This window comes from Nitrospirota bacterium (genome assembly GCA_016180645.1).
Classification (GTDB): Bacteria; JACPQY01; JACPQY01; order JACPQY01; family JACPQY01; genus JACPAV01.
Genome location: JACPAV010000036.1, coordinates 1 through 17444, shown reverse-complemented (window position 1 = coordinate 17444; position 17444 = coordinate 1). Strand labels below are relative to the sequence as shown.

Below are 17444 nucleotides of genomic sequence, written 5' to 3'. Positions count from 1 at the left end.
CACCTTACATCAATCTGCTTGGATTGTCCATTGAGGACATTCGTGCGTCTCTATGCCCATCTATCGTATATAACTATATAATCTACACGATCTCAACCGGGCACTCTGTTGGCACCGGCCTTGCTCACAACAAGGGCATGGGAGAGTCGAGCAAGACAATCAAGAATCGAACAGCCGACCGAGGAACGGGCAAGGTCCGCGGTGCGCCTGAGAACAATCAGGGCGGCCCCGCGCATCCTGAGAAAAACCCGGAGAAGACCGCGGAAACGAAGAAGCAAATACGCTTGTTCGGGAAACTGGTGCTCTACTCCTTCATGGCCTTCTTCGCGGGCGTCAGACTCACTGCACCGAATCTTGGCGACTGGTTTGATTTCCTAACGGCGGGGTGGATAATATGAGGTCTACAATGGAGGGCCAGATCGTACGGCCGTGGAGGGTCTCGGGGTTCGCATGGGCGTTGCTGCTCGCCTCACTCACGATTCTGCTTGTTTCGTCCTGCTCCAACAAGAAGAAAAAATCTTCTCATCACATTCCGGACGATTCGATCGAAGTAATCGTCGGCATTCCGCTTACGCCGGAGCAGGCGGCGCTCCTTGAAGGCGTGCGTGCGGGCGTGCGGGCAGGGGTTCGGACGATTGCAACAGACGGCATTCGTGCCGAGACAGAACAGGGCGTGCGCGCCGGGACTGAGCAAGGGGTACGCGCCGGTCAGCAGGATGGCGTTCGCGCGGTGGTCGAAGACGGATTAGCGGCAGACATCTTGTGGAACGATCAAGTAGTTGCCGAAGGCGTGCGCGCCGGCGTTCGCACGGGGATTCGAGCCGGCGTTCGGACGGGCGTCCGCGCGGCCATCGGCGGCGGAAAGGGACTCCCGGGGGCCCCACCCCGAAGAAGTGGCGAGTGGTCCGTGATGAGTGACGCGCAAGACAATGCGGCAGGTACGGCCGCTCCTGACGATTCACGATTCACGAATCATGGTGCCAGGACGGCTGACCGTACCCGGAGCGCCAGGGATGGCTGCGGAGGGTGCGTGAAACGGCAAGCGCAGGATGCGCTCGCGCTGGGCATGGAGATCACTTTCTATCTGCCGATCGCCCTGGCATCCGATGGCTTGTACACGCTGACCACCCGCGTTCGGCCCGCGACGGACGCGACCACAACCCTCATCGAAGTCCAAACCACAGTGAAGTTAAGGGTTCAGGGTTCAGGGGTCGGGGATCAGCAAGGCGGGCCGGACTCCGGACTGACCCCTGATCCCGGAGCCCTGACCCCTGCTTTCGAGATCGAAATCGAAGAAACGCCTATCGCCTTGAACGACGTGGTTCTCCCCGACGTCGATGGCGATGGAGTCTCCACATTGGTGGAGTTGGCCGTGATCGCGAAGGAAGCAGGGATACAACAGGCCCTTCAGGTTGCCCAGGACCCGGCCCAGAAGCCTACGGAGGAACAAGCCCAGGCCGTCTCCGCGTCCTTCGCTCAGAATCTCCAAAAGGAGCTCGCCGATCAAGGGGTGAAAACACTCGTAGAGGTGAAGCCGGTCGATTTGACGCCGCCCGACACCGCGCTGAGCGCGGTGAGTGGCGCGTTGCCAGTGGCGAGTGGCGCGTCAATCAAGAGCGGAGAACAAATCACCCTAACCCTGACGTGCAATGAAAATTTCTGCGCCTTCCGCTGCTCCCTGGACGGCGCCTCTTTTGCCCCCTGCGCTTCTCCCCTGACCCCTGATCCCCGAACCCTGAGCCCTGGGGACCACACGCTTCGTGTGCAGGCCGCTGACGCCATCGGCAACAAGGACCTGACGCCCGCGGAGATCAAATTCACGGTACTTCCGGCCATTGTCTGCGGCAACAAGGTGTGCGAGGCGGGCGAGACCGAGGCCTCCTGCCCGGCCGATTGCGACAAGACGCCTCCGGATACATCCCTCGTAGGGGCGGGCTTGCCCGCCCTCCTGACCAACCAAACCTCCGCCACGTTCCAATTCGTAGGGACGGATTCCAATCCGTCCGCGCCCGTTTCCTTCCAGTGCTCCCTCGACTCTGCCGCCTTCTCCTCCTGCGTGTCCCCTGTCACCCTGAGCACCGTCGAAGGGTCTCACACCTTCTCCGTTGCCGCCGTGGACAAGACCGGGAACAAGGATCCAACCCCCGTGACCTTCACGTGGACCGTCGATCTGACCCCGCCGGATACCTCCATCACCAGCAAGCCGACCGACCCGACCAACTCCACCACGGCCTCGTTCACCTTCACGTCGCCGGAATCCACAGCTAGATTCGAGTGCAAGCTCGACTCGGCCGCGTACGCCGCCTGCTCATCGCCCTTCACAGCACCCACTTCGCTGGCAGAAGGGTCTCACAGCTTCAGTACGCGCGCCGTCGATGCTGCCGGGAACGCAGACGCTACGCCTGCCTCCCATACTTGGACGGTGGATCTGACCGCCCCGGACACGTCGATCACCGCCCAGCCGCCCAACCCCACGAACACCACATCCGCGTCGTTCAGTTTCAGCGCCCCGGATTCCGGCGCAACGTTCGAATGCGAAATCGACTCGGGCGGCTATTCGGCGTGCGCGTCTCCCAAGGTGTACTCCGGTCTCATGGCGGGCTCCCGCACTTTCCAGGTGAGGTCGAAGGACGCCGCGGGCAACACGGACGCCTCCCCCGCCTCGACCGCGTGGACGATCGATATCGGCGCGCCGGTGGCGGGAACCGTCACCCCGGCCAACACGGCCACCGCCACCCACGTGGACGGCTCTTTCGATCTCTCGGCGGCTTTTTCAGATTCGGGATCGAGCATCACGAGTTGCCAATACTGCAAATCAACGGACGGCGCGTGCGACACGGAGTGGGCGGCGGCCGCGTTTTCCTCGGGTACATGCTCCAAAACGGCGATCGCGTGCGCGAACGGCGAAACCTTGACGCTCAACATGGCCGCCACCGATGCCGCGGGCAATACCGGCGGAGGCGTAGCGGTCACGAGAACCTGCGACACCGCGGCCCCGGCTACCGGAACCGTTAATGATGGTACGGGAGCCGATGTCTCCTCGCAGTCTTCCACCACCACCATGAACGTCAATTGGAGCGGATTCAGCGACGCGGGAAGCGGGCTCCAGCGGTATGATTACAATTTGAGCACGACAACCGCTTGCGCGGGGAATATCGTCGCCACTACAGACGTAGCACTGGTCACATCGAAGACAACCACGAGTCTTAGCTTGGTGGCCAGCACAACGTACTACAACTGCGTCCGCGCCGTCGATACGCTTGGCCAGATCGCCGCATGGACCGCCTCCAACGGCGTGACCGTAGTTGTAGACACAACGCCTCCCACATTCTCCGGCGCGTCGTCCGCGGCCTCCGCCTCCGCCACTCGGATCAACCTCACCTGGACGGCCGCCACCGACGCCGTGAGCGCAAGCGCAGCCATAATTTATCGAATCTGCCAATCCACCACCACCGGCACGTGCCAGACGACCTTTACGACCACCTACACCACGGCGGCCGGTGCCGTGAGTTACGGGGTGGACAGCCTCACAACGGGCACGACCTACTACTTTGTCGTTCGGGCAGTCGACGAAGCCGGGAATGTGGAAACCAACACGGTGCAGGTCAGCGCGGCCCCCGTTGCCCCTCCCACGTGCCCGGCCGGCTCCTGGGCCGAAGTGCAACGGAAGCCTACGGGAATGACGCTATACGGCACGCATTTTGTGAACAACCTGACCGGCTACAGCGTCGGCGACCGGGGAATGATCCTCAAGACGACGGATGGGGGCGCAACCTGGGCGGTTACCTGCGGAGCATCCGGTACCATCAATCGTCTCTACGCTGTCCATTTCCCCGTGGACGCGACGACGGGCTACGCGGTCGGCAACACCGGCACGATTCTCAAGACAACGGACAGCGGCGCCATCTGGACGGCCCAAACCTCCGGGGTAACAAACAACCTGTACGGCGTCCATTTCCCCGTGGACGCGACGACGGGCTACGCGGTCGGAAGCAGCGGCACGATTCTCAAGACCACGAACAGCGGCGCCACCTGGACGGCCCAAACCTCCGGGACAACGAACTTCCTGGAAGGCGTGCATTTCCCCGTGGACGCAACCACGGGGTACGCCATTGGTGGCAGCGGCACGATTCTCAAGACCACGAACAGCGGCGCCACCTGGACGGCCCAAACCTCCGGGACCACAATGCCAATTTACTCCGTCCACTTCCCCGTGGACGCAACCACGGGGTACGCGGTGACTTTGTCTACCTCCTGCGGCTGGGCATGCACAAATCCCTCGAAGGTCCTCAAAACGACGGACGGCGGGACGAATTGGTCCGCTCAGGATTCGCCGAACACAACGACCGATTTCTATACCGTTCGATTCGTGGGAGGCACAACAACCGGGTACATCGCAGGGACCGGTGGAAAGATCTACAAGACGACGGACAGCGGGGCCACTTGGGCTGCCCAGACGTCCGGCACAACATCCGATTTGTGGAGTGCGAATTTTCCTGTAGACGCGACAACGGGATACATTGTGGGTGTAGACGGGACGGCGCTGAAAACCACCAACGGCGGCACAAGCTGGGCGGATCAGACAGCCGGAACCGGAAAGATTCTCTATGCAGTTCACTTCCCCGTGAGCGCAACCGGATATGCCGTGGGCGCCTCTGGGACAATCATCAAGACTACGGATAGCGGTGGTACATGGGCTGCGCAATCGTCAGGTATTACGACCGATCTTTACGATATGCACTTTCCCGTTGACACCACAACAGGTTGGGCCGTGGGCGCTTCCGGCAAGGTTCTCAAGACGACCGATGGAGGAACGGGCTGGACCGACCAGTCCCCGGCGATCAGCAACACCCTCTATGGTGTTCATTTCCTTGATACGACCGCCGGCTGGTTCGTGGGTTCGAGCGGCGCGCTCTATAAGACGACAAACGGCGGGGCAAGCTGGGTCAGCAAAAGCTCGGGAACCAGTAATCAACTCAACGCCATCCAGTTTGCGACGTCAACATCGGCTTTTGCCGTGGGGGTAAGCGGGACCATCATCCGGACCACGAACAGCGGCAATGTGTGGCAGACCCAGACCTCGGGCACGACAAATCTGCTCCGGGCGATACATTTCCCGGTGGATGCGACCACGGGATACGTGGTCGGGGACAGCGGCACGATCCTGAAGACATCCGATGGCGGCACCGCGTGGTCGTCGCAAACGTCCGGTACGACGTCTGCGATTTACGGCGTCTATTTCATCAATGCGAACACCGGCTACGTTGTGGGAGCTAGTGGGACGATTCTTAAGACGACGGACGGCGGGGGGAACTGGATAAGCCAGACGTCCGGGACAACCGTACTTCTTCGTGGCGTTCAATTTCCCGGAAACGGAAGCACCGGCTACGCCGTCGGCGAGAGCGGCACCGTCCTCAAGACCACCACCGGCGGGCAGTGAGACCCCCCCAGGGTCCTCCACGCGTTGACACGTGAAGGATCCCCGCGGGCCTGTACGCTCAGAGCAGCACGCAAGGGCATCAGGCATATGAACGAGTGGCTTAGCCGCTTTACGGCCAGATTTTCAGAGTCGTCGCTCCCGTTGGCCTACTCCTTTGCGGGGTTCCTGTTCTTCGTCCTTCTCCGCACCTTTCTGGAGGTTTATCGCGAGGGATATACGCTGAGCGCCATCCAGTTGGCTCATTATGTGCTGTTCTATCTCGCTCTTGCCATGGCGCTCGGCCTGATCGTTCATGCTTTGACCGGCCAGCAGGTCGTCAAGCTTTTGAGACTCATCTTTGCGGGTCTGATCGTAACGCTCCTGCCTCCTATTCTCGACTCGACCCTCTTCGCAAGCCACACCCCCCATTACGACTACCTGCGCGTCAAGGACATTCAGGCCCTCCTGCACGCTTATCTGACCTTCTTCGGGCCGCTCGCGGCCAAGGGCATCAGTCTGGGAATGCGCGTCGAGATCGGGCTGATATGCCTGCTCACGTTCCTGTACGTTCAAGCGACGACGCGATCGTGGCCAAGAGCTATCGCAGGGATGGTTGCCTCTTATACGCTCATGTTCTTCTTCGTCTCGATTCCCGTTTATTTGGACTGGCTGGCCGGCCCGGCCGGCAGGGAGGCGACGGGGTTCAAGGAGATGCCCCTGATTTTCGCGCTGATGGTCGGCATTGAGACGCTGGCCGTCTGTACGATCGAGGCCCCCGCATTTGTGCGGGAGATACTCAAAGACACGCGCTTCCTGAGAATCGTCCATTACGAGCTCTTGTTTTTTCTAGGCACGGCAGCATCGCCCGCCGCCCTGCCGGCGCAAGGGATCGAGCTAGGGCTGCGGGCCGTCCTTGCGTTCTGCGCCATATGGCTGATCTGGATTTACTCGGTCATGGTCAACAACGTGTACGACATTGAGATCGATCGCGTCAACGAACCCCATCGACCGCTTGTGAAAGGCTCCGTTGACCCGGTTCGATACGTCCGGGTCTCGCGGTGGGTGCTCCTGGCGGCGCTGGCCTTGGCGCTGTCGGCCGGTGTCTTGGTCGTGATGTTGACTTTGCTTTTCGGTCTGGCCTACTTCGTCTATTCGGCGCCTCCCCTACGGCTCAAAGAACGTTGCGTGCTCTCCAAGGTCGTCATCGGCATCAGCAGCGTAAGCGCTTTCCTGGTCGGTTACTCCCTCTACAGCGGAAACTTTTCCGCGCCGGTGGGCTACGTCGGCGCGATCTTCGCGTGGTTCACGCTCGGTGCTTACCTGATCGACCTGAAAGACGTAGAGGGGGATAAGGCAGCAGGCATCCGTAATCTTCCGACCGTTTTGGGACTTCGAAGGGCCCAGCGTGTTGCCGCCATCGCCGTGGCGATTGCGCATGCCGCGGCTTTCTGGATAATCGGTCGGAACGGGCTGGGCTGGACGTTTCTGCCGATTGGCGCGCTTCAGTTCATCGCAGTCAATGCCAAGGTCTACCGGGAAAAACCCATTCTCCTAATGCAGAATGGGCTCACTGCGGCTGTGCTTCTATTTGTGACGCTCAAGTGAGACATCTTTTACCCTCTCTTCGTAGCGCCCGATTTTACATCGGGCGATTTTCTTCGTAGTTTTCTCGTAGGGAGACATTCCTATGTCTCCGCACAATCGGAGCGATGGGAATCGCTCCCTACGGATGCCGAATTGTGGTAGGGACGCATTCCCATGCGTCCGATACTACTTTTACATCTACCTTCCCACTATCCCTAATGACTCTGGTGGCCAGCACTACTTGCGAGGCGGTCAGGAAGTATTTCCCTATTTCAAAATACTGTTCGGTATCACGGCAGGTTCGTCACGGCGACGGGGGTGAGGCGGGTGATCGTCGTCCCGTCGCCGAGTTGGCCGTAAGTGTTGCGTCCCCAGCATTTGACCGTTCCATCGGAGGCCAGCGCGCAGGTGTGCTCGTTCCCTCCCGAGACGGCGACGGCGCCGGAGAGCGTGGAAACGGCAACCGGGGTCGTCCTCTGCGTGGTCGTCCCGTCGCCCAGCCGGCCGTTAGCGTTCCATCCCCAGCATTTCACGGTTCCATTGGAGGCCAGCGCGCAGGTGTGCTCGTCACCTCCCGAGACGGCGACGGCGCCGGAGAGCGTGGAAACGGCAACCGGGGTCGTCTTATCCGTGGTCGTCCCGTCGCCCAGTTGGCCGTTAGCGTTCCATCCCCAGCATTTGACCGTTCCATCGGAGGCCAGCGTGCAGGTGTTATCGAGACCTCCCGTGACGGCGACGGCGCCGGAGAGCGTGGAGACGACAACCGGGGTCGTCTTATCCGTGGTCGTCCCGTCGCCCAGTTGGCCGGAATCGTTGGATCCCCAGCATTTGACCGTTCCATCGGAGGCCAGCGCGCAGGTGTGATCGAAGCCTCCCGTGACGGCGACGGCGCCGGAGAGCGTGGAAACGGTAACCGGGGTCGTCCTCTGCGCGAACGTCCCGTCGCCCAGTTGGCCGCTATAGTTGTATCCCCAGCATTTGACCGTTCCATTGGAGGCCAGTGCGCAGGTGTGATAGTAACCTCCCGTGACGGCGACGCCGTTCGACAAGGAGATCACGGCCACAGGAGTGGGCGAATCCGTGGTCGTCCCGTCGCCCAGTTGGCCGTAAAGGTTGCGTCCCCAGCACTTGACCGTTCCATTGGAGGCCAGAGCGCAGGTGTGATAGAGACCTCCCGTGACGGCGACGGCGCCGGAGAGCGTGGAAACGGCAACCGGGGTCGTCTTTTGCACCAGCGTCCCGTCCCCAAGCTGGCCATAGCCATTGCGTCCCCAGCATTTGACTGTGCCGTCGGAGAGAAGGGAACAGGTGTGATAGCCGAGGTGGTTCGTAAGCCCTTCGCGGAAGGGGCGAGACGGCGCGCCGGAGGCGGTGGACTCGTGGAGACGGGGGAGTTTCACGCCGAGCGGGCCGCCGAGATTCGTGACGGCCACGGGCGTCGATTTGTCCACCGTCGTCCCATCCCCAAGCTGACCGGAAGGATTCCACCCCCAGCATCTTGCCGTCCCGTCCGCTATGAGCGCGCAGGTGTGAGCGGTCCCTCCTGCCGTCCCGATGGCGTTAGAAAGAGACGCCACCGGGACAGGCGTCCACTTGTTGGCGGTCGTCCCATCCCCAAGTTCACCTTCAAGATTGTATCCCCAACATTGAACCGTCCCGTTCGAAAAGAGGGCGCAAGTGTGCGCACCCGCGCCCACCACCGAGACAGCCGCACTCAACGCGGACACGGCGACAGGAGCCAACCTGTTGGTGGTCGTTCCGTCCCCGATCTGCCCGTAGTTATTGCGTCCCCAGCACTTGACCGTCCCGTCCGCCAAGAGTGCGCAGGTGTGATAGCCTCCCACGCCAATGGTCACGGAGTTCGAGAGAGCGCTCACGACCACCGGTGTCAGTTTCTTTTCATTGCTTGGCGGTGGGGGGCTTGTTCCATCTCCCGCCTGACCGTACTGGTTCGATCCCCAGCACTTGACCGTCCCGTCCGCCAAGAGTGCGCAGGTGTGATAGTACCCTCCCGCCATTCCGATGGCGTTGGATAGGGACGCCACCGGGACAGGGGTCCACTTGTCTACTGTTGTTCCGTCCCCGAGGTTTCCATAGTTATTGCTTCCCCAGCACTTGACCGTCCCGTCCGCCAAGAGTGCGCAGGCGTGAATGCCCCCTCCCGCTATCCCGACCGCGTTGGAAAGAGACGCCACTGGAACAGGCGTCCACTTGTTGGTGGTCGTTCCGTCCCCCAGCTTACCGTAAGAGTTTTCTCCCCAGCACCTGACGGTCCCGCCCACTATGAGCGCGCAGGTGTGAGTGTTCCCTCCAGCTATGGCGATAGCATTCGGCAGTGAAGGAACGCCGGCGGGCGTTGGGCGATTGGTGGTTGTTCCGTCCCCAAGCTGACCATAAAGGTTGTTCCCCCAGCACTTGACCGTCCCGTCCGAGATGAGAGAACAGGTGTGATCGCCGAGATGGGTGGCGACGGCCTGGACATTCCCGCCGGGAGGTAGCGGGCCACCGAGGGTGGCGGCGGAGTTTTCGGTGGTGTTGGTGTCGCGGTTTCCGAGTTCGTCTTTGGCGCGGGCCATAAAGAAGTACTGAGTGCTGAGGACTAAGGACTGAGCGGAATAGGAAATGGCGCCGGCAGTGGTGGTGTACGTGGCGGTGAAGGTTGTGGCGCAGGTGCCGGAGGTCGTCGATTGGCAAATCTCATAGATGATCTTGTTTGAGGCGCTCACGTTGTCAGTCGCCGCCGTCCAAGCGAGGTCGATCTGGGTCGTTGAGACGGCCGTGGCGGTCGCAAGTCCGGCAAAAGTCGGAGGTGTCACGTCCACGGTCCATGTGTAGGAAGCGGGCGTGGAGTCCAGGTTGCCGGAGGTATCTTTCGCTCGCACTTTGAACGTATGGGAACCGGACGTGAGCCCGGAATAGGCTTTGGGTGATGAACAGGCCGAAAACCCGCCCCCGTCCAGTTCGCATTCAAACGTGGCCGCGGGATTGGATGCGGTGAACTCGAACGTGGCCGTCGTCTGGGTGGTGAGGAGGGCGGGCAAGCCCGCCCCTGCGAGCGTCGTGTCGAGGAGAGTGGTGTTGACCGTCCAGGTGTACGTGGCGGGTGTGGGATCGACGATTCCTGAAACAGCCTTTGCGCGAACCCTGAACGTGTGGGTGCCCGAAGAAAGTGGTCCAGTGATCAAGTGGGGGGAAGTGCACGGGGCAAAGCCTGTTCCGTCGAGGGAGCACTCGAAGGTGGCGCCAGGGCTTGTAGAGGAAAACTCGAAAGTTGCCGAGGTAAATCCGGTGGTGGCGGTTGGCCCGCTGGTGATGGTCGTTTCGAGTGCGGTGGTGTCGATGGTCCAGGTGTATGTGGCGGGTGTGGGGTCGGCTTGCCCCGCGGAGTCGATGGCACGGACACGGAAAGTGTGCGAGCCGTCCTTCGACAGGCTCAGGACGAGCGGACTTGAGCACTCCGCCCACGGAGCGCCATCGAGCGAGCACTCGAACGTGGTGTTGACCTCGGAAGACGTGAAGGTGAACGTGGCTGAAAGTTCACTGCTTACGGCCGGCGGCTCTTGGAAGATGATCGTGTTGGGCGGGAGGTCGTACTGTTTCACGGCTTCGGGATCAGCGGCGACCTCCGGGGTGAGGACATTGACGATCAACTCGACGGGGGAGGTGTCCGTATTGCCGAGGTTGTCAGCGGATTTGACCTGGATCCGATGCTCTCCCGGCGTGTCGAACTTCCACGTGAAAGGCGAAGCGCATCCGAAATACGGGCCGCCGTCGATGGAGCACGCGTACTTGCACGCGGCCGTCCCGGCCGTACCGGAGCAGGAGAAGGTGAAAGTGGTGGGGATGCCGACAATCGTCACGCCCGGGGGAAGCTGAGCGGCGGGAGTCCCCGGTTCGGGCGGAACGTAGGCTCCCGCCGTCTCCGGCGGATCGAGCGTGATGGCCTGGGGATCGATGGAAACCTCCACGGTGATGCCCTGTTCGGCCTGGAGGGTTTGCCCCAGATTCTTGCCGAGCAGGACGAGCATGCCTCGTGTCAGTTCAACCGAGGGTTTCTTGCCGGGGTCTCGCGCGAAATCCGGTCCGGCCGTGATGGTCTCGACCAGCGTGGATACCCCGTCCTCGTCACCGTCGGGCAGTTGAATAAGCTCGGCGGGGATCTCCTGCTCCGGGATGACGGGCCTGCCCTTCTCCTCCTCCACCGAGAGCGGCATCTGGACGTCGATCAGAATCAGTTCCGGCTCCTCGGGAGGGAAGACCTGAAGGCGAAGCCTCCTCTCGCCGGCGTGGAGGAACTTCTCCGAAATCGAGACGAGGATATGAAACGAGAAGGAGGGAGCTTCCGGCGCTTGCTTGCGTGAGATCGCAAGATCGTGACCCCTGAAGAGCCACGCTCCATCGTGGCCCTGACGGTCGGGCGGACGCAACGGAGCGCGTCCCTCCCGTGCTTCCCCATTCACGACTTTACGGCCCGGAGCGGCGCGTCGGCCCAGACGGACGCCGGTGCGCACGCCGGAGACGATTTCTCCGCGCCGGCCCTCCGCCACGGCTTGGTCGTCGATGAGGAGGTTGGCCGCAGCCCCTCGGAGAGCCTCGTCCACACGGGAGATCTCGTCCACCCGGCTGATCTCATCAACCCGGCTCAGTTCGTCCACACGCGAAAGCTCATCCACACGCGACAGATCGTCCACCCGGCTGATGCCCCGCACGCCGGCCCGGATGCCCTCCAACGCCGCGGCCTGCTCAGGTGTGAGCGGCAGGCCGATCTCAAGCTCGACCGACCTGTCGCCCTTCTTGCCGTCGCACGCGGAACAACCGATCAGCACGGACGAGGACAGGGCCACGACGAACGCGAGGAGAACGTCCCGCGTCCGCCGAACAAGCATGGACCTATTCTAGTGGCGATGGCGGTTCAGGGCAAGCCGACCAGCGGAACGGGCGTCAGCCGAGCCGTGTTCGTTCCATCGCCGAGCTGCTCCCGATGGCCCGCTCCCCAGCAATGGCCGGCCTGTCGCGCTTGTGGTCCTCCCCCCGGCTCCGGGTGCCGGCTAGCCGCCATTTCACACCGTTGGAGGCCCGCATCCGCCGCGGCGGACTTCCTACCCCGTGCTTGTGCCGAGGAAAAGATACCCCGTGGCAAGCCACGGGGCCTCGAACGGGGGTCACCGGTCCTTGCCAGTTCGATTTCCCAGACCCGCATCTACTCCCCCCTCGTCTCCTCGCGGCTCCGCTCGACGCACAAGAAAGCCTTTCCACGCCGATCGTGGGACGATCCGGCAGCTCGTGGGCTCGTTGACGAAACCCGACACAGGCGGGATACTGAGGAAAATGAGTACCGCGACCGACTCGTCGCCCCCGCCGCCTTCTCCCCCGACCTAGAGACTACGGAGAAGTGATCCCGTGAAACATCGCCGAAGTTCGAATGCCGGCCTGCCCAATCCCCGGCCTCGTACGCCCGAGGAATTCGTCACGTGCCTGATGTGCCGACGTCGATACCGCAATCTCAGCCCTCATCTCTACTTCAAGCACAAAGTCGACCCGCAAGAGTACAAGGAGGAGTATGAAGTGCAGCACGTCGTGGCCGAAGCCCTCCGGCGCCAGGACGCCGAACGGCGGACCATCTGGCCCAGGGAGCGGGTTGCCGAAGAGTTGCGCAAGCGATGGCGCGAGCGGCAACCATTGAACATGAGAGCGCTCACCGCAACAGTTGAGGGGGGTCGTCTGTACGCCGCGGCTTCCGGCCGGTTTGGCTCGTACAAGGCCGCCATCCGCGCGGCCGGAATCGACTACGACAAGATTTGCAAGGCTCCCGTTTGGTCGCGTTCAAAGGTTGTTGAAGCACTGCGGGCATGCAAAGCGCGGGGTCTTCCGCTCCACGACAACGCGGTCAGCCGATCGAACAGTGCCCTCTACAACGCGGCACGCAAGTGGTTCGGAGCCTACAAGAAAGCCATTCGCGCGGCGGGGTTTGACTATGCCCGTGTTCGGAAACGATAGACACATGCCAAGGCGCTCCTCACAGGAATCCCCCAATGTTGGTGGACACCGGTCATTGTCATCGTAAGTGCTCGTAGTAACTTCACAAATTTGAATTGTGATTTACGTCACAATTATTAGGCCGCCTGACGTAAGTCATGGTCTCCATGTCCGGCGCCGACGATGACCACCTTGGGCAGAAAACCCGACACTCCCGACGTGTAGGACTTGTAGCGCAGGATGGAGGCTTCTCGGAAACGCCGAGCCGGAGAAGTGACACAAAGTCAATGTCCGGGACCCGGCTCGAATCTTCATGCTCTGCTTCAGCTTATGACTTTTCATCGCATGCCGGGTGCCCGAATGTGGACATCCCAAGTCCATGCACATACGTGGAAAAAACCGATTGTGATCTACATCACATTTCTATTAGAAACATATTTAGAAACCACTTGACATCACATTGCGTGATTGCTAAAAACGTTGCATGTCGTTGGCAGGGCTGAGTCTGCGCGAAGTCTCGCGCGTTCCTTTTGCTTTTTCTTCTTTTGTTTCTCCCCGGCTCACGACTCCCGCCTCGCGCCTCTCGCCCTACTCCTCGCGGTTCACGGTTCACGGTTCTCGGTTCTCGACTCTCGCCCTGCTCCTCACCACTTGCTGCTCACTGCTCACCTTCCTTCCCGCCTGCATGCGCAAAATCGAACTGCCGGAGGCGAAAAAAGACGTGGTACCGATGGACATGGACATTCCGCTCTCCCCCGAGGTGGCGGCGATGCTGAACGGGATTCAGGCGGCGGACTCCAAAGATGTGGTGGCCGACGTGTACGTGAACGATCAGCTTGTGGCCGACGGGATCCGGGGCGGCATCAGGGGTGGGGTCCGCGGATCGGAGCAAGGCGGCGTGCGGGGGGGCGTGAGAGGGGCCGAGGCTTCAGGCGTCCGCGGTGGGGTTCGGGGAGGCGTGAGAGGGGGCGTGAGAGGTGCTGCCGCGCGAAAGCAGGCAAGCGGCCAACCGCCCGTGGAGGACGACGGCCAGACCGCTTTCGTCTTCCAACTCTCGTTCGATCTTCCCAAGAAATCGGCGCAAGACGGCCAGAACGCGATCAGCACGCGCGTTCGGTCGAGACAGCGGCAGGATGTGGAGTATGTTCGTGTCACCACCACGGTCGAGGTGAAAGTCCAGCAGGCCGATGCAACGGCATCCGGCGGCAAGGCGGGCGCCCCCGTTCTGACCCTGGACATCAAGCCGACGACGATCAACACGAACGAAGTGGAATTGCCCGACCTGAACGGTGACGGTGTGTCCACCTTGACCGAGGTGGCGGTGGCGGTGGCGCTGGGTTCGGCATCGCCTGGCCAGCCCGGAGGGGTGGCCGCCATTCTCCAGCAGGCGGTTGCGTCCGCCTCCAATGGGGACAACAAGAAGCTCACCAATGAACAAGTGCAGGTGGCTTTCGAGACGCTGAGCGTTCAACTCGATCAGAAAGTGAAGGACGACTTCAAGGCAGCGGGCGTCGCCGCGCCGGCGGACGTAAAGATCGAACTGAAGGCAGTGGACCTGAACCCACCGGACACCACGCTGATCTCCACTCCCTGCGCGCCACCCTTGGGGGCGAAACGTCGAGCGGAAACCGGTTCAGGCGCCGCCCCTACCTCGTGCACGGTGACAAAGCCCGATTCTGTCTTCGTGTTCAAATGCGACAAGGCGGCCTGCCTGTTCAAGTGCGCGCTGGACGGGGGAGCCTTCAGGGTTTGCCCGGCGTCCTATGTTCCTGCGGCCGACGATGGCGATCACGTCCTGCTGGTGAAGGCGGCGGACGCGCTGGGCAATACGGACCCCACGCCGCTGTCCGTGCCGTTCAAGCTGGCGCTGAAGGATTCCGCTCCGCCCGAAACAGCGATCAGCTCTCAGCCGCCGGCTCTCAGCAACCAGGCGTCGGCGACCTTTGAGTTTACCAGTTCTGAGCCGGAATCAACCTTCACGTGCTCCCTCAACTCCGGCGCCCCGTCGCCCTGCGCCTCCCCGCTCACCCTGAGCGCCGTCGAAGGGTCGAACACCTTCTCCGTCTCCGCCATCGACAAGGCGGGCAACAAGGATCTCACTCCCGCCCTGTTCACGTGGACGGTCGACACAACCCCGCCCGAAACAGCCATCACCGTTCAGCCATCAGTTCTGAGCAACAAGGGCACCGGTACCTTTTCTTTCTCCTGCTCCGATAAGAATTCTCCCTCGCCCCTTGGGGGAGAGGGCGGGGGTGAGGGGTGCTCCTTTGCCTGTTCTTTGAATTCGGCTTCCGCCGCCGCCTGCACCGCCCCGCTCACCCTGAGCGCCGTCGAAGGGTCGAACACCTTCAACGTCCGGGCGAAGGACGCAGCAGGAAACATCGACTCGACTCCCGCTTCGTTCACGTGGACAGTGGACACCGCGCCGCCCGATACAGCGATCAGCTCTCAGCCATCAGCTCTCAGCAATCAGACGAGTGCGACGTTCACTTTCACCTCCCCGGATACGTCCGCCATTTTCCAATGCGCTCTCGACTCTGCTCCGGCCTCCTCCTGCGCCTCTCCTCACTCGATCTCCGGACCCCTATCCGATGGTCCTCATTCGTTCACTGTCCGCGGCGCCGATGCCGCAGGCAACGTGGATCCGACGCCCGCCGGGTACACGTGGACGGTCAAGACGAGCGCGCCGACGGGCGGGTCGGTAAAGATCAATTCCGGGGCGGCGGCGGTGAACTCCACGGCGGTCACGCTGACCTTGTCGGCGACGGACGCGCCCGAGATGGCGTTCTCAAACGACAATACGTCCTTTTCACCCTATGAGCCCTATTCCGCTTCCAAGCCTTGGACCTTGTCTTCCGGCGCCGACGGAACGCGCACCGTCTACGTCCGGTTCCGCGACTCCCTGGGCAACGCCACCTCAAGCCTGACGGCAACCGTCACGCTCGATACGACGGCCCCTGAAACGTCCATCAGCGGTCAGCCTTCATCCCTGACCAATCAGACCTCGGCGTCGTTCACCTTCAACAGTCCCGATTCGGCCGCAACTTTCGAATGCAAGCTCGATTCCGGCGCCTACAGCACCTGCGCCTCACCCAAGGCGTACAGTAGCCTCGCCGATGGTCCTCGCAGTTTCTCCGTCCGGGCCAATGACCCCGCGGGCAACGCGGATCCGTCGCCCGCCTCGTACACGTGGACGGTGGACTCGACTCCGCCTCCCGCGCCGGCCCCTGCGCAACTGACGGTCACCCAGAATACACCGGGTACGAATGATACCGTCGGTGGAGCAGCCGGAGCCGTCGAAGCCAATTCCACCGTCAAAATCTACTCCGATGGTCTTCTCACATCACTCATCACGACCGTCACATCACTGGCCGATGGCTCCTTCGGGGCCACGGCCATCGGCGACAATACCAACCCTTCCTTATATGTCACCGCCACCGACGCGGTCGGGAACCAGTCCTCCCCCACAGCTCTGAATAATGATATCGCCGCCCCATCGATTCTCATCTCCACTCTGATCGCCCCCAATGGCGCCGAACTGTGGACCCAAGGGCAGAGTAGGTCGATCACGTGGAACAACGCGGACTTGACCGACGCGAGCGCCTTCACCCTCGCCCTCGACTATTCGACGGACAGCGGAGGCAGCTACCTGAACTCGATTGCGAGCGGGGAAACGAACGATGGGAGCTACACGTGGACGGTGCCCGCGATCAGCTCGAGCACCGTGCGCGTCAGGCTCACGGCCACGGACGCCTACGGCAACAGTTCGGCTGACGATTCGAACGCAAACTTCTCCATCGCCCCATCCGGAATCACGGTCGGCGCAATCAGCGGGAACACGACCGAACTGGGCGGCACGGCGACCTTCACGGTGGTCCTGAACACGCCACCCACGGCCAACGTCTCGATCGGCCTCTCCAGCACGGATACGACCGAAGGCACGGTCTCCCCGGTCTCCCTGACCTTCACGAGCGCCGACTGGAACACACCTCAGACGGTGACTGTCACCGGCGTGGATGACGTCGCGGCGGACGGGAACATCGCCTACACGATCACGACGGGGGCGGCGACGAGCACGGACACAAGTTACAACGGTCTCGATCCCGTCGATGTTTCCGTGACGAACACGGACGACGATACGCCGGGCTACAACGTGAGCACAATCAGCGGGAACACGACCGAAGCGGGCGGGACGGCCACCTTTACCGTGTCCCTGACTTCCTCACCCACGGCGGACGTCACGGTCAACTACAGTTCAAACGACACGACCGAGGGCACGGTCGGCCCGGCCTCGCTCATCTTCACGAATCTCAACTGGAACAGTCCGCAGACCGTCACGGTCACCGGCGTGGATGACGCGGTTCAGGATGGCAACATCGCCTACTCCATCGTGTTCTCAGGTTCCACCAGCACCGACGCCAACTACAACGGCACGCCTTCGCCGAACGTAGCCGTGACGAATAAC

General features: G+C 61.9%; 7 protein-coding genes. 5 read left to right on the top strand and 2 right to left on the bottom strand.

Annotation, left to right across the window (positions count from 1 at the left end):
* Positions 1–23: 23 nt before the first annotated feature.
* From HYT87_17535 to HYT87_17525, 3 genes are all read left to right on the top strand, one after another.
* Entirely contained in the window at positions 24–398 is a 375-nt protein-coding gene (locus tag HYT87_17535; protein MBI2061546.1) for a hypothetical protein, read from the top strand.
* Positions 399–406: 8 nt separating this feature from the next.
* On the top strand, positions 407–5440 hold the full coding sequence (locus tag HYT87_17530; protein MBI2061545.1) for a hypothetical protein: 5034 nt from the start codon (positions 407–409) through the stop codon (positions 5438–5440).
* Between the two features lie 87 nt (positions 5441–5527).
* Entirely contained in the window at positions 5528–7024 is a 1497-nt protein-coding gene (locus HYT87_17525; GenBank protein ID MBI2061544.1) for a UbiA family prenyltransferase, read from the top strand.
* Between the two features lie 269 nt (positions 7025–7293).
* Here the strand turns inward: HYT87_17525 and HYT87_17520 are convergent, their stop codons facing one another.
* Positions 7294–11889, bottom strand: coding sequence for a hypothetical protein (locus HYT87_17520; GenBank protein MBI2061543.1), 4596 nt, complete (start codon positions 11887–11889; stop codon positions 7294–7296).
* 26 nt (positions 11890–11915) lie between these two features.
* Entirely contained in the window at positions 11916–12062 is a 147-nt protein-coding gene (locus tag HYT87_17515; GenBank protein ID MBI2061542.1) for a hypothetical protein, read from the bottom strand.
* 341 nt (positions 12063–12403) lie between these two features.
* Between HYT87_17515 and HYT87_17510 the strand changes: the two genes are divergently transcribed.
* Both HYT87_17510 and HYT87_17505 read left to right on the top strand, forming a co-directional pair.
* Positions 12404–13000 (top strand): MucR family transcriptional regulator, encoded by a 597-nt coding sequence (locus HYT87_17510; protein ID MBI2061541.1) that lies wholly within the window; start codon positions 12404–12406, stop codon positions 12998–13000.
* A 463-nt stretch (positions 13001–13463) separates the two neighbouring features.
* On the top strand, positions 13464–17444 hold a 3981-nt coding region (locus tag HYT87_17505; GenBank protein MBI2061540.1), incomplete at its 3' end, for a hypothetical protein.

What these genes read in the sequence shown, in the direction of transcription:
- HYT87_17530 (MBI2061545.1), top strand. Translation starts at nt 407, where the DNA reads ATGGAGGGCCAGATCGTACGGCCGTGGAGGGTCTCGGGGTTCGCATGG.
- HYT87_17520 (MBI2061543.1), bottom strand. Translation starts at nt 11,889, where the DNA reads ATGCTTGTTCGGCGGACGCGGGACGTTCTCCTCGCGTTCGTCGTGGCC.
- HYT87_17515 (MBI2061542.1), bottom strand. Translation starts at nt 12,062, where the DNA reads ATGGCGGCTAGCCGGCACCCGGAGCCGGGGGGAGGACCACAAGCGCGA.
- HYT87_17525 (MBI2061544.1), top strand. Translation starts at nt 5,528, where the DNA reads ATGAACGAGTGGCTTAGCCGCTTTACGGCCAGATTTTCAGAGTCGTCG.